Origin of the sequence: Pseudomonas sp. B13(2017), assembly GCF_002113245.1 — a bacterium.
Classification (GTDB): domain Bacteria; phylum Pseudomonadota; class Gammaproteobacteria; order Pseudomonadales; family Pseudomonadaceae; genus Aquipseudomonas; species Aquipseudomonas putida_Z.
Genome location: NZ_NEJX01000009.1, coordinates 37,398 through 50,728 on the forward strand (window position 1 = coordinate 37,398; position 13,331 = coordinate 50,728).

A 13,331-nucleotide genomic window follows, 5' to 3' on the forward strand; every position below is an offset into this window, starting at 1 on the left:
TCAGCAAGCCTCGGGCCTTTCTTCAACAGCAACCCACTATCAGTGGAACTGCTCTTCCTCGGTCGAACCGGTCAGTGCCGTCACCGACGATGCGCCACCCTGGATCACGGTGGTCATGTCGTCGAAGTAGCCAGTGCCCACTTCCTGCTGGTGCGCCACGAAGGTGTAGCCTTTGTTGGCGTCAGCGAATTCCTGCTCCTGCAGCTTCACGTAGGCGGTCATGTCGTTGCGGGCGTAGTCATGCGCCAGGTTGAACATGCCGTGCCACATGTTGTGGATGCCGGCCAGGGTGATGAACTGGTGCTTGTAGCCCATGGCCGACAGCTCGCGCTGGAACTTGGCGATGGTCGCGTCGTCCAGGTTCTTCTTCCAGTTGAAGGACGGCGAGCAGTTGTACGACAGGATCTGGTCCGGGTACTCCTTCTTGATCGCTTCGGCGAAGCGGCGGGCTTCGTCCAGGTCCGGCTTGGCGGTTTCGCACCAGATCAGGTCGGCGTACGGCGCGTAGGCCAGGCCGCGGGCGATGGCCTGGTCGAGGCCGGCGCGTACCTTGTAGAAGCCTTCACGGGTGCGCTCGCCAATCACGAATGGCTGGTCGTACGGGTCGCAGTCGCTGGTCAGCAGGTCGGCGGCGTTGGCGTCGGTACGGGCCAGGATAATGGTCGGCACGCCCGATACGTCAGCTGCCAGGCGCGCGGCCACCAGCTTTTGCACGGCTTCCTGGGTCGGTACCAGCACCTTGCCACCCATGTGGCCGCATTTTTTCACCGAGGCCAGCTGGTCTTCGAAGTGCACGCCGGCGGCGCCTGCTTCGATCATGTTCTTCATCAGCTCGTAGGCGTTCAGTACGCCACCGAAACCGGCTTCGGCGTCGGCCACGATCGGTGCGAAGTAGTCGATGTAGCCATCGTCGCCCGGGTTCTTGCCAGCTTTCCACTGGATCTGGTCGGCGCGGCGGAAGGCGTTGTTGATGCGCTTGACCACGGTCGGTACCGAGTCGACCGGGTACAGCGACTGGTCAGGGTACATGGACTCGGCCGAGTTGTTGTCGGCGGCAACCTGCCAGCCGGACAGGTAGATGGCCTGGATGCCGGCCTTGACCTGCTGCACTGCCTGGCCGCCGGTCAGGGCGCCCATGCAGTTGACGAAATCTTTTTCTGGGCGGAAGGACGGGTGGGCACCTTCGGTGACCAGCTTCCACAGTTTTTCTGCACCCAGGCGGGCCAGGGTGTGCTCCGGCTGCAGGGAGCCACGCAGGCGAACGACATCAGCGGCGGTGTAGGTACGGGTCACGCCTTTCCAGCGCGGGTTCTCGGCCCAGTCTTTCTCGAGGGCTGCAATTTGCTGTTCGCGTGTCAGTGCCATGGAAATAAACCTCGTCGCATCGATCTTGGGGTAATTGTGCTGATGCTCGGAGCAGATCAGGAGCTGGCGGCTGTCCTGTTCGCAGGAGTGCGGCGGCGAACGCGAAGGCTCGAAGGGGAAGGGTGTGCAGGCCAGGCGAAAGGGCGCTCCGGCAGGTTGGCTCGTGGTTGCCTTGCTGCGGTGCTACGCGATTGCCAGTACTGCGGTGATGCGCTTCCGTCCCTCGGGACAACTTCTTCGTTGCAGTCGCAATCCCGTCGAACCGCCTTGTGGGCCGTATAGACACGAGACGCCTCCAGGGGTGGGAGGAGTGCGCCTCGAAGGCCCTTGCCAGGGCCCCTGATTAGCGGGAGCGAGGCCATCATGCCCTTGGGAAAAAGACCCTGTCAAATGTTTTGTAGTGGTTTTTTTCACTTACTACATCTTTGGTCTAATGCGACTTGGCAGTCAGTTTCAAGGCCTTTGGTCGAGGCCTTGAATTGCCTGGGATCAGTCGAGAAGGTCGACTTTGACACGCAAAGTCATGTTTTCACCCCGTTGGGTGCTGTAACTGTGACTTGACGCGCTACGGTCGGCTTGGCTCTGCTGGTTGTAGCCGGCCAGGGTGATCCATTCTCCGAGCTTGCCGGTGATTGTCGTGTCGGTGCTTTGCACTTTCACTACATCAGCACGTTCCTGGCTGATACGGTCATTATTGGTGCTTATTTGCAGACGAACCGTATCGCCGCTCAAGCTGGGCGTGACGTAGAAACCCTGGGTCACGTTGCGGTATTCGGTATTGCTCTGGATGCGCCCGTAGCCGTCGGTGCTGGTGCTGGTGATCGGGATGCTCTGGCCGACCTGGATCAGCGCCGGCTGGCCTTCGCTGGCCTGAATCTGCTGCATGCCGCCATCACGGTTGCTGGTGCCGTAGTGAATGACACGTGCGTTGCCACGGTTGTCCTGGAAGTTGCTGTCGTTGTTGTCGACGCTGATCAGCAGGCGCTTGGGTGCGGTGTCCAGCTGTTGCAGCAGGGTGCGCAGGTCGTCGATGCGCTCGGGGCTGGCGTTGACGATCAGCTTGTTCTCGAAGGCGCTGACCGTGCCGTCCTTGCCGATGAATGCCTGGGCGGCGGGCAGCAGTTCGGCGCTGCTGCGGTGTTGTAGCGGCAATACCTCGGTGGCGGCCTGGGCGGTGAGGCTGGCGGCCAGCAGCAAGGCGGCGAATAGGGGGCGTAGCGGCATGTCCATGATCTCCGCAGGTGGAATGGACATGATGGCAAATTTACTGACTTCCTGCCGGGTCTGGATCATGGCGATGATGGGGAAGTGGCTACGAAAGCACCTGGGGCGAGACGGCTGTCCGCCATAGCTGAACCTTTGATCTTTCCCGTCAGTCGCATTCACAGGGAGTGAGTGGGGCTGATGGCATGAAGCGTGGTCTGATCCTGTTGTTATGGCTTTGCAGCCTTGGTGCCGAGGCTGCAGCTGATTCGTTGCGCATCAAACAGCTGCAGCGTTGTGGCGACCTGTTTGGCGATGGCCAGCAGCAATGGTGCCTGCGCGCCGAGGGGCTTGGGGCGCAGCTGCCGACGGTCTGGCTCGGTGGTGTGCGGCTGCCGACAGCCGATTTCGAGCGGCAAGGTGACCGGCTTACGCTGAAATTGGCCAAACAAGCCCTGCGCAGTGCTCCGCTGTGGCTGGAGGACGGCGAGCGCACCAGCAACCCGGTTTGGCTGACCCGCCAGCGCAGCCATGTTATGGCCGCCGGGCCTGATGAAGTGGCGAAGAACATGGATGGCCTCACCACCTATGTGGACCTGGTAAGCCTTTTGATCGAGGAAAAACATGATGGCCTCGGCGAAGCCCGACGGATCGCCGGGAAGTACGGCGCCCAGGTCGTGGGTGCCATACCGCCGCTGAATGTCTACCAGTTGCGCTTGCCGGTGGGCGACCTGGTGCAGCGCGACGCGATGATCCTGCGCATGGGCAGTGAAGTCAGCGTGGATGCAGTGATTGTCGAGGAGACTGCCCCGGAGCGTGGCGAGGAAGGCAGCGGGCGCGACGCCCTGGCCATCGATCAGGCGGATGAATGGGCCGCCAACCGCTTCATGGACGCGCTGTACTACTACCAGCGGCGAATTGCCGCTTCCAGCTTGCCGGTGCAACCGGTGCGGGTCGGGGTGATCGAGCGAGAGGTGGACTTCGACGCGCCAGGCTTCAGCCATTATCGAGGGCGCTGCGAGCAGGCGCAGACGTGCCTGTATGCGCGCGACGGTGACCGCCCAGGCAGCCACGGAAACCATGTGGCCGGTATCCTGGCGAACCCGGATGAAGGCTTTTTGCCAAGGCTGGGCAAGCACAGTCCTGGCTTCGAGGTGATTGTCGAGCGCAACTCGGATGCCGGTATCACCGCCAACATCGCTGCATCGGTGAACCTGGTCGAGGATGGGGTGCGGGTGTTGAACTGGAGCTGGGGCATCCATCGGGTAGGGGCGCGCGATGTCAAAGGTGACGAAGTCGATTCGCTGGTGCGTTCCGGGCTGGCCATGAGTGGCTATGAGGAACTGCTCGAGGAGTTCTTCCTGTGGCTGCGCGCCGAGCACCCTGATGTGGTGGTGGTCAACTCGGCGGGTAATGGTGCGTCCTGGTCGGGTACCGATGAATATCGCCTGCCATCGTCGTTCATCACCGAACAATTGCTGGTGGTGGGCGGGCACCAGCGCAGTGACAAGTCAGTGGCGGTCGAACACCCTGGCCATGTGCGCAAGCGCCATAGCTCCAACATCGACATGCGTGTGGATGTCAGTGCGGCGGCCTGCATTCGCCCGGGTGCGGGCGCTGCGCATTGTGGCACGTCGTACGCAACACCGCTGGTGACTGCAACCGTGGCGACGATGCTGTCGATCAACCCGGCGCTGACCCCCGAACAGGTGCGCATGCTGTTGCGGCGCAGCGCCTTGACCCTGGGCGCCGAGCAGGATTTCGAAGCGATGGACGCCGAGGACCTGACGGCGCCGATCCTGCCGTCTGAGCGTGGCGGCCAACTGAACCACCCCGACCTGGGGCGTTCGGCGCGCCTGGACATGCAGCGCGCTCTGGACCTGGCCGTGCAAAGCCGGGAGCGGGTGCGCTGAACGGTGGCCGCTGCCAGACAAATTCCGTAACATCGCGCCCGCTTGTTTTCGATCCGTCCATCCGGACTGCACCACAGGATGCCCATGAAACCCGCCCGACTTCGCGCCGACGTGCTCGCCGGCCTGACCACCTCGTTCGCCCTGGTGCCCGAGTGCATCGCCTTTGCCCTGGTGGCTCACCTCAACCCGCTGATGGGCCTGTATGGCGCCTTCATCATCTGCACCCTGACGGCGCTGTTCGGTGGTCGGCCGGGGATGATTTCCGGGGCCGCCGGCTCGATGGCGGTGGTAATCGTTGCGCTGGTGGTGCAGCACGGTGCGCAGTACCTGCTGGCCACGGTTTTGCTGGGCGGCGTGGTGATGATCCTGTTCGGCTTGCTGCGCCTGGGCAAGCTGGTGCGGTTGGTGCCGTACCCGGTGATGCTCGGCTTCGTCAACGGCCTGGCGATCGTCATTGCCATGGCCCAGCTGGAGCACTTCAAGGAGGGCGGGCACTGGCTCGGCGGTACGCCGCTGTACCTGATGATCGGCCTGGTGGCGCTGACCATGGCGGTGGTCTACGTGCTGCCGAAGTTGACCCGTGCGGTGCCGCCAGCGCTGGTGGCGATCCTTGGCGTTGGTTTGCTGGTGTACCTGCTCGGCCTGCCCACACGCACCCTGGGCGACATGGCGCGCATCGCCGGTGGCCTGCCGCAGCTGGCCCTGCCGGACGTGCCCTGGAACCTCGAGACCCTGAAGATCATCGCCCCCTATGCGGTGCTGATGGCCATGGTCGGCCTGCTGGAAACCCTGCTTACGCTCAACCTGACCGATGAAATCACCGAGAGCCGTGGCTACCCGGACCGCGAGTGCGTGGCACTGGGCGCGGCCAACATGGTTTCCGGCCTGTGCGGTGGCATGGGTGGTTGCGCGATGATCGGCCAGACGGTGATCAACCTCAGCTCCAATGGCCGTGGCCGGCTGTCGGGTGTGGTGGCCGGGGTGATGGTCCTGCTGTTCGTGCTGTTCCTGTCGCCGCTGATCGAGCGTATTCCGCTGGCGGCGCTGGTCGGGGTGATGTTCGTGGTGGCGCAGCAGACCTTTGCCTGGGCGTCGTTGCGGGTGCTGCACAAGGTGCCGCTGAGCGATGTGCTGGCGATCATTGCCGTGACCGTGGTGACGGTGCTCACCGACCTGGCGGTGGCGGTGCTGTTCGGCATTGTCATCGCGGCGGTGAACTTTGCCTGGCAGCATGCGCGGGAGCTGTATGCCGACAGCCATGAGGATGCAGAGGAGGGCAAGCATTACCAGGTGCATGGCACGCTGTTCTTTGCCTCGACTACGGTGTTCCTGAACCAGTTCGACCCTGCTAACGACCCGGCCAAGGTGACCCTGGATTGCCAGCATCTGAGCTTTGTCGATTATTCCGCGATTGCGGCGTTGAAGACCTTGCGGGAGCGGTATGCGAGGGCGGGCAAGCAGTTGCGGGTGGTGCATCTGTCCGAGCGCTGCAAGAAGCTGCTGAAGCGGGCTGGGGAGCAGCATTGAGAAGGGTTGTTGCCTGTGCTGGCCTCTTCGCGGCTAAAGCCGCTCCTACAGGGGTTATGCATTCCCTGTGGGAGCGGCTTTAGCCGCGAAGAGGCCAGCACAGGCGAACGAATCACTCCCCGCGGTTCTTCTTGACGATGGCATCGGCAATGCTCGCCGGTGCCTCGGCATAACGGGTGAACTCCATCGAGAAGCTGGCCCGGCCCTGGGTCATGGAGCGCATCGAGGTGGCGTAGCCGAACATCTCGCCCAGCGGCACCTCGGCACGGATCACCTTGCCGGCCGGCGTTTCGTCACCGTCCTGGATCATCCCGCGGCGCCGGCTCAGGTCGCCGAGGATGTCACCCTGGTATTCCTCCGGGGTCACCACTTCCACCTTCATCACCGGTTCCAGCAACACCGCCCCACCTTTCTGCGACAGCTGCTTGGTGGCCATAGAGGCGGCGATCTTGTAGGCCATTTCGTTCGAGTCGACATCGTGGTACGAGCCGTCGAACACAGCCGCCTTCAGGTTGATCAGCGGGTAGCCGGCCAGCACGCCGTTCTTCATCTGCTCCTCGATGCCTTTCTGGATAGCCGGGATGTATTCGCGTGGGACCACGCCGCCAACGATCTCGTTGATGAACTCCAGGCCTTCCTTGCCCTCGTCGCCGGGGGCGAAGCGGATCCAGCAGTGGCCGTACTGGCCTCGGCCGCCGGACTGGCGGACGAAGCGGCCCTCGATCTCGCAGGTGTTGCGGATTTTCTCGCGGTAGGCCACCTGCGGCTTGCCGATGTTGGCCTCGACGTTGAACTCGCGGCGCATGCGGTCGACGATGATGTCCAGGTGCAACTCGCCCATGCCCGAGATAATGGTCTGGCCGGTCTCCTCGTCGGTGCGCACGCGGAATGACGGGTCTTCCTGGGCCAGCTTGCCCAAGGCGATGCCCATTTTTTCCTGGTCGGCCTTGGTCTTGGGCTCCACCGCCACGGAAATTACCGGGTCGGGGAAGTCCATGCGTTCGAGGATGATCGGCTTGTCCATGTCGCACAGGGTGTCGCCGGTGGTCACGTCCTTCATGCCGATGAGCGCGGCGATGTCGCCGGCGCACACATCCTTGATTTCGGCGCGCTGGTTGGCATGCATCTGCACCATGCGGCCGATGCGTTCCTTCTTGCCCTTTACCGAGTTGAGTACCGCGTTGCCGGAGCTGAGCACGCCGGAGTAGACCCGGGCGAAGGTCAGGGTGCCGACGAAAGGGTCGGTGGCGATCTTGAATGCCAGGGCCGAGAACGGCTCGCTGTCGTCGGCGTGGCGCTCCAGGTGCTTTTCTTCGTCATCCGGGTCGGTGCCCTTGATGGCCGGGATCTCCGACGGGGCGGGGAGGTAGTCGATGACCGCGTCGAGCATCAGCGGCACGCCCTTGTTCTTGAACGACGAGCCGAGGATGGTCGGGACGATTTCATTGGCGATGGTGCGTTGGCGCAGTGCGGCCTTGATTTCGTCGACGCTCAGTTCCTCGCCATCGAGAAACTTCATGGTGAGCTCGTCATTGGCCTCGGCCGCTGCCTCGATCATGTGCGCGCGCCACTCGTCGGCCAGCGCCTGCAGCTCGGCAGGGATGTCTTCTTCGCGGTAGCTGGTGCCCTGGTCGGCATCATTCCAGTAGATGGCCTTCATCTTCACCAGGTCGATCTGGCCGATGAAGTTCTCTTCGCTGCCGATGGCCAGCTGGATCGGCACCGGGTGGTGGCCCAGGCGCTGGTCGATCTGCTTGACCACGCGCAGGAAGTCGGCGCCCTGGCGGTCCATCTTGTTGATGTAGGCCAGGCGCGGCACATGGTACTTGTTGGCCTGGCGCCATACGGTCTCGGACTGCGGTTCGACCCCGTCCGCGCCGCTGAACACCACTACCGCGCCATCGAGCACGCGCAGCGAGCGCTCCACCTCGATGGTGAAGTCGACGTGGCCCGGGGTGTCGATGATGTTGAAGCGGTACTTGTGGGCGAACTGCTTGGTCGAGCCCTGCCAGAAGGCAGTGGTCGCCGCCGAGGTGATGGTGATGCCGCGCTCCTGCTCCTGGGCCATCCAGTCCATGGTCGCGGCACCATCGTGCACTTCGCCCATCTTGTGGTTGACCCCGGTGTAGAACAGGATCCGCTCGGTGGTCGTGGTCTTGCCGGCGTCCACGTGGGCGACGATACCGATATTGCGGTACAGCTCGATGGGCGTTGTACGGGCCATGGCGGACTACCTGCGGATGAGCGGATTCTCCCACGGTAGCAGAACGGGAGAATCCTGCTTTACCGCCGGGCCGTCAGTCGGCCTGGGCTTGCAGCAGCCACTGGCCATCCACTTCGCGGGCCAGGCCGCTGGCAGGCAACAGGGCAAGCAGGCGCGTGTGCAGAGCGGCTTCGGTGAAGGTCTTGAGGGTGGCCAGGTCCAGTGCGCCGATCAGGTTGAGATCGGCCTTGGTGTACGACAGCCAGGCCTTTTTCAGGGCCTGGGCGACGTCGCTGCCGGAGGTGCTGGCAAAGCGGCGGTGCCATTGGCGGCCGTCGAAGGTGAAGGTGTGGGCGTGGCTGTAGGTGCCTTGGTCGCCACCTTCGATGCAGCGATGGCAACGGCACGGGCCTTCGCCGAAGGCGTTGCGCAGGTAGCTGTTGAAGTCCACCACGGGCTTGAGGGACAGGCGTTTGTCGACCTCGAACAGGTCGGCGATCAGGGGTTCTTCGGCGCTCACTCGGGATCCTCGTGTGGTGTGGCGTGCATCGGCGGGCACCCTAACAGATCGGGCCCTTCAGATCACCTTTTGCAGGCCCGGCCTCTTCGCGGGCTCGCCCGCTCCCACAGGGACCGCACATTGCCCAAGGCGTGCGCAGTACCTGTGGGAGCGGGCGTGCCCGCGAAGAGGCCGGTAGAGACAATAGAGATCACCTGCCGTACTCTACGCGCCCATACGCCTACACACCCACAGAGGTAACCCGCTTGAGCACCAAGTACCCGTACATCGCCACCATCACCGTCAGCGCCGAAGACCGTGGCGGCGACGCCGAGGCCTCGGAAAACCCCAACATGCGCGTTGGCCTGGAAGCGGTGACCGAAACGCTGAAAAAGGTGCATTTCGTCGGTACGCTCGCAGCCCCCGAAAAGAACGCCACGCACATCTGCGTGACCCTGGAGAACGGCCTGACCTACTACGGCCCGATCGTCAACGGCCACGCCGAGCTCGAAGGCGGCTGGATTGCCTTCGAGTCCGACATGCTCACCCCGCAGGAACTGGGTCTTTAAGCCCCCGTTCCTCTCAGGAGCCCAGCTCCGCCAGGCACTGCTCGAGGATATCCAGGCCCTCCTCGAGCACTTCGGCCTCGATGGTCAGCGGTGCCAGCAGGCGGATGATGTGCCGCGCCTTGCCGCTGGGCATCAGCAACAGGCCCTTGGCCCGCGCCGCTTCCATCACCTTGGCCAGTTGCGCCGGTGCCGGGCTGCCGTCGGCATTGACGAACTCGATCCCGCGCATGGCGCCGACGCCGGTCAGGCGGCCGAGGAACGGGCTCAGGCCCGAGGCCTTCCAATGCTCGAAGCGGCGCACGATTGCCTGCTCCTGGCGCTCACCCCAGGTAGCGACGTTCTCGTCGGTCATCTGCGCCAGGCTGGCCAGGGCCGCTGCGCAGGCGATCGGGTTGCCTGAATAGGTGCCACCCAGGCCGCCCTTTGGCAGCGCTGCCATCAACTCCTTGCGCCCGACCACCGCACCCAGCGGCATGCCGCCGGCAATGCTCTTGGCCAACAGCAGCAGGTCGGGCTCGATGCCCAGACGCGGGAAGGCGAAGCGCTGGCCGGTGCGGCCGAAGCCCGACTGGATCTCGTCGATGATGATCAGGATGCCGCGCTCGTCGCAGAAGCGGCGCAGGGCCTGGGCGAAGGCTGGGTCAAGGGCGAGGAAGCCGCCTTCGCCCTGCACCGGCTCGAAGATGAACGCCGCCACGTCCTCCACTGCCAGCTCGACGCTGAACAGGCGGTCCATGGCCTTGAGGGCCTGTTCGCAGGTAACCCCGGTGTCGGCGCTGGGGTAGGGCAGGTGGTACACCGGCCCCGGCAGTTCACCGACCCGCTGCTTGTACGGGGCGACCTTGCCGTTGAGGTTCAGGGTGGCGAGGGTGCGACCGTGGAAGCCGCCGTCGAAGGCGATGATGGCGCGTTTGCCGGTGGCACCACGGGCCACTTTCAGGGCGTTTTCCGCAGCTTCCGCACCGCTGTTGGTGAGCATGCCGGCCAATGGGTAGCTGACCGGTACGAATTGGCTCAGTTGTTCCATCAGCGCCAGGTATGGGCCGTGGGGGGCTGCGTTGAAGGCGTAGTGGGTCAGGCGAGCGGCCTGGGCCTGGATCGCCTCGACCACGGCCGGGTTGCAGTGGCCCAGGTTGAGTACACCGATACCGCCGACGAAGTCGATGTAACGTTTGCCGTCAGTGTCCCAGACTTCGGCATTACGGCCATGGGAAAGTGTGATCGGGTGAACGATGGCAATGGATTGGCTGATACTTTCCTGGTTCATGGGCACGCGGACCTTTGTTCGAATTTCTTATTATCCAAGCGTGTTGGCAGGTTATTCCGCAAACGAATTATTCGATTGCGGTCATTCCCTGGATTCTTGAACTAGCTGGTTTTTGTATCCGCCATTCCGGCCCTATCGCCGGCAAGCCAGCTCCCACAAGTACTCCACAGCCATCAAGACCTGTGCCGTACTTGTGGGAGCTGGCTTGCCGGCGATAGGGCCAGTGCAGGAAGTAATCAATCCCCCTCGGCCACCCGCTCCCGAATCCACTGCACGAAGGCCCTGACCTTGGGCACTTCGGCCGCATGCTCGGCATGGGCGATGAAGTGCCGGCCATTGCTCGCCACCGGGTGATCCCAGGCCACCACCAGCTTGCCCTCGCTCAGCTCTTCGGCCACCAGGTAGCGCGGAATCAGGGCGATACCGCAGCCGGCAATGGCCGCGCGGATGCACAGGTAGAACGTGTCGAAGCGGGGCCCGTGGTAGCTGTTCTGGCTATGCAGCCCCAGCCCCAGGAACCATTCGTGCCAGGCCTCCGGGCGCGACACGCACTGCAGCAGGCGGTGTTCGGTCAGCGCCTGGGCGCTGTCGAACCGGTGGTTGGCCAGCAGCTGCGGGCTGCACACCGGCACCACTTCCTCGCTGAACAGTTCGATGCAGGTTGCCCCGGGCCAGGTGCCCTGGCCGAAGAAAAACGCAATGTCTGCCTTGGCCTGCACCAGGTCGAACGGCTCCAGCTCATTGCGGATATCCAGGTGAATGCGCGGGTAGCGGTCGCCAAAACCCTTCAGCCGGGGTACCAGCCAGCGCGCGCCGAAGGTGGGCTGGGTGGCGATGCGCAGCACTTCGGTCTCGTCGCCGTAGCTGAGGATGTAGCGGCTGGAAATGTCGATCTGGGTGAGGATCTTGTTCACTTCGGTGAGGTACAGCGCGCCGGCCGGGGTCAGGTGCAGGCGCCGGCGAATGCGCTGGAACAGCGAGTGCGACAGCATGTCCTCGAGCTGCGCCACCTGCTTGCTGACGGCGCTCTGGGTCAGGTGCAGTTCCTGGGCCGCGCGGGTGAAGCTGAGGTGGCGGGCGGCCGCTTCGAAGCACTGAAGGGCGGTGGTCGAAGGCATCAGGCGTTTGGACATGACGGGCAAATACCGAGCAAAAAAGGAAGGAGTTCATTCCGTAACGGAATCATGTGTTTCGAAAAGGTCGTTTGTTGACCCCGGCCTATAGATTAATACTGACCTGGATCAACGATTACAACCGGTCGTGCGAAGAGGAGGTCAGTACCCGCTTCCGGCATCTGCAAAACAACAACAACGAACATCAGAAATTTATAAGAATTCTGCTCCAGTCTTCAGCCGCCCCGCTGCGGCCGACCCATTCGAGGGTTCTTCATGGCTTCGCTACACAACAACAAACAGCGCTCCCTGCAGCACGGTCTGACGTCCCGTCAGGTATCCATGATCTCCATCGCCGGCATCATCGGTGCCGGCCTGTTCATCGGTTCCTCCAACGCCATCGCCACCGCCGGCCCGGCCATCCTCATCTCCTACGCCATGACCGGCCTGCTGGTCCTGCTGGTGATGCGCATGCTGGGCGAAATGGCCATCGCCAACCCCAACAGCGGCTCGTTTTCCACCTATGCCTCCGAAGCCATCGGCCCTTGGGCGGGCTTTACCATCGGCTGGTTGTACTGGTGGTTCTGGGTACTGATCATTCCGGTCGAGGCCATTGCCGGCGCCGACATCCTGCATGCCTACTTCCCTGGCGTGCCGTCGTGGCTGTTCGCCTTCCTGATCATGCTGATGCTGTCGGGTACCAACCTGATCAGCGTGAAGAACTTCGGTGCCTTCGAGTACTGGTTCGCGCTGGTCAAGGTGGTGGCGATCATCGCCTTCATCGTGGTCTGCAGCCTGGCGGTGTTTGGCGTCTGGCCGCTGGCCGAGGTGTCCGGGGTCAGCCGGTTGTGGGACAACGGCGGCTTCATGCCCAACGGTTTCGGCACCGTGCTCGGTGGCGTGCTGATCACCATCTTCTCGTTCTTCGGTGCCGAAATCGTCACCATTGCCGCTGACGAAACCGCCAACCCCAAAGACAAGATCCGCCGCGCTACCAACCTGGTGGTGTACCGCATCGCCATCTTCTACCTGGCGTCGATCTTCCTGGTGGTATCGCTGGTGGCATGGAACGACCCGGGCCTGAAAGCAGTGGGCTCGTTCCAGCGCGTGCTGGAAGTGCTGAACGTGCCGGGCGCCAAGCTGCTGGTGGATATCGTGGTGCTGGTGGCCGTGACCAGCTGCATGAACTCGGGCCTGTACACTGCGTCGCGCATGCTCTATTCGCTGGGTGCCCGTGGCCAGGCGCTGAGCGTTACCAAACGTATTTCCGGCTCTGGCGTACCGACCGTGGCGGTCATCTTCTCGACCCTGGCCGGCTTTGCCGGGTGCTTCGTCAACTATGTGTTCCCGGGCAAGGTATTCGGCTTCCTGCTGTCCACCACCGGCGCCATCGCCTTGCTGGTGTACCTGGTGATTGCCGTTTCGCAGCTGCGCATGCGGGCCCGTGCCGAGCGTGAAGGGCGGCCGCTGGAGCTGAAGATGTGGCTGTTCCCATGGCTGACCTGGCTGGTGATCGGCACCATCGTCATGGTGCTGGGCTACATGCTGTTCAGCGATGCCTACCGCTACGAGACGCTGATGACCGCCGGGGTGACCGCGTTTATCCTGCTGGTTTCGCTGACCCAGCGGCGCGCCAGGGTGGTTGCCCAGACGGCCTGATGTTTCTGCTTTAA

10 protein-coding genes are annotated in these 13,331 nt (G+C 63.3%); 4 read left to right on the plus strand and 6 right to left on the minus strand.

Features of this window, described 5'->3' with window-relative positions; all coding sequences use genetic code 11:
* Positions 1-39: 39 nt before the first annotated feature.
* Positions 40-1,365 (minus strand): isocitrate lyase, encoded by a 1,326-nt coding sequence (aceA, locus tag CAG44_RS13725; protein ID WP_013973380.1) that lies wholly within the window; start codon positions 1,363-1,365, stop codon positions 40-42.
* A 489-nt stretch (positions 1,366-1,854) separates the two neighbouring features.
* Positions 1,855-2,619, minus strand: a complete 765-nt coding sequence (locus CAG44_RS13730; protein ID WP_170929302.1) for a secretin N-terminal domain-containing protein — start codon at positions 2,617-2,619, stop codon at positions 1,855-1,857.
* Between the two features lie 155 nt (positions 2,620-2,774).
* On the opposite strand from CAG44_RS13730, the gene CAG44_RS13735 reads away from it, so the two are divergent.
* Together CAG44_RS13735 and CAG44_RS13740 are read left to right on the plus strand one after the other, a co-directional pair.
* The gene (locus CAG44_RS13735) at positions 2,775-4,481 is read left to right on the plus strand and encodes a S8/S53 family peptidase (RefSeq protein ID WP_085692322.1); all 1,707 of its coding nucleotides are present in this window, start codon (positions 2,775-2,777) and stop codon (positions 4,479-4,481) included.
* Positions 4,482-4,565: 84 nt separating this feature from the next.
* Entirely contained in the window at positions 4,566-6,008 is a 1,443-nt protein-coding gene (locus CAG44_RS13740) for a SulP family inorganic anion transporter (RefSeq protein ID WP_025339918.1), read from the plus strand.
* A 112-nt stretch (positions 6,009-6,120) separates the two neighbouring features.
* On the opposite strand, the gene fusA is transcribed toward CAG44_RS13740, so the two are convergent.
* On the minus strand, positions 6,121-8,232 hold the full coding sequence (gene fusA / locus CAG44_RS13745; RefSeq protein WP_085692323.1) for an elongation factor G: 2,112 nt from the start codon (positions 8,230-8,232) through the stop codon (positions 6,121-6,123).
* A 73-nt stretch (positions 8,233-8,305) separates the two neighbouring features.
* A complete protein-coding gene (locus CAG44_RS13750; RefSeq protein ID WP_085692324.1) occupies positions 8,306-8,731 on the minus strand; it encodes a hypothetical protein in 426 nt (141 codons plus the stop codon).
* Positions 8,732-8,976: 245 nt separating this feature from the next.
* On the opposite strand from CAG44_RS13750, the gene CAG44_RS13760 reads away from it, so the two are divergent.
* On the plus strand, positions 8,977-9,279 hold the full coding sequence (locus CAG44_RS13760; RefSeq protein WP_013973376.1) for a hypothetical protein: 303 nt from the start codon (positions 8,977-8,979) through the stop codon (positions 9,277-9,279).
* 13 nt (positions 9,280-9,292) lie between these two features.
* Here the strand turns inward: CAG44_RS13760 and CAG44_RS13765 are convergent, their stop codons facing one another.
* Both CAG44_RS13765 and gcvA read right to left on the minus strand, forming a co-directional pair.
* Entirely contained in the window at positions 9,293-10,546 is a 1,254-nt protein-coding gene (locus CAG44_RS13765; protein WP_085692325.1) for an aspartate aminotransferase family protein, read from the minus strand.
* A gap of 236 nt (positions 10,547-10,782) precedes the next feature.
* Positions 10,783-11,679, minus strand: a complete 897-nt coding sequence (gene gcvA / locus CAG44_RS13770) for a transcriptional regulator GcvA (protein WP_015271044.1) — start codon at positions 11,677-11,679, stop codon at positions 10,783-10,785.
* Positions 11,680-11,934: 255 nt separating this feature from the next.
* On the opposite strand from gcvA, the gene CAG44_RS13775 reads away from it, so the two are divergent.
* Entirely contained in the window at positions 11,935-13,317 is a 1,383-nt protein-coding gene (locus CAG44_RS13775; RefSeq protein ID WP_085692326.1) for an amino acid permease, read from the plus strand.
* Positions 13,318-13,331: the final 14 nt, after the last annotated feature.

Coding starts and splice junctions, on each gene's coding strand:
- aceA (WP_013973380.1), bottom strand. CDS start 1,365: ATGGCACTGACACGCGAACAGCAAATTGCAGCCCTCGAGAAAGACTGG.
- CAG44_RS13730 (WP_170929302.1), bottom strand. CDS start 2,619: ATGTCCATTCCACCTGCGGAGATCATGGACATGCCGCTACGCCCCCTA.
- CAG44_RS13735 (WP_085692322.1), top strand. CDS start 2,775: ATGAAGCGTGGTCTGATCCTGTTGTTATGGCTTTGCAGCCTTGGTGCC.
- CAG44_RS13740 (WP_025339918.1), top strand. CDS start 4,566: ATGAAACCCGCCCGACTTCGCGCCGACGTGCTCGCCGGCCTGACCACC.
- fusA (WP_085692323.1), bottom strand. CDS start 8,232: ATGGCCCGTACAACGCCCATCGAGCTGTACCGCAATATCGGTATCGTC.
- CAG44_RS13765 (WP_085692325.1), bottom strand. CDS start 10,546: ATGAACCAGGAAAGTATCAGCCAATCCATTGCCATCGTTCACCCGATC.
- gcvA (WP_015271044.1), bottom strand. CDS start 11,679: ATGTCCAAACGCCTGATGCCTTCGACCACCGCCCTTCAGTGCTTCGAA.
- CAG44_RS13775 (WP_085692326.1), top strand. CDS start 11,935: ATGGCTTCGCTACACAACAACAAACAGCGCTCCCTGCAGCACGGTCTG.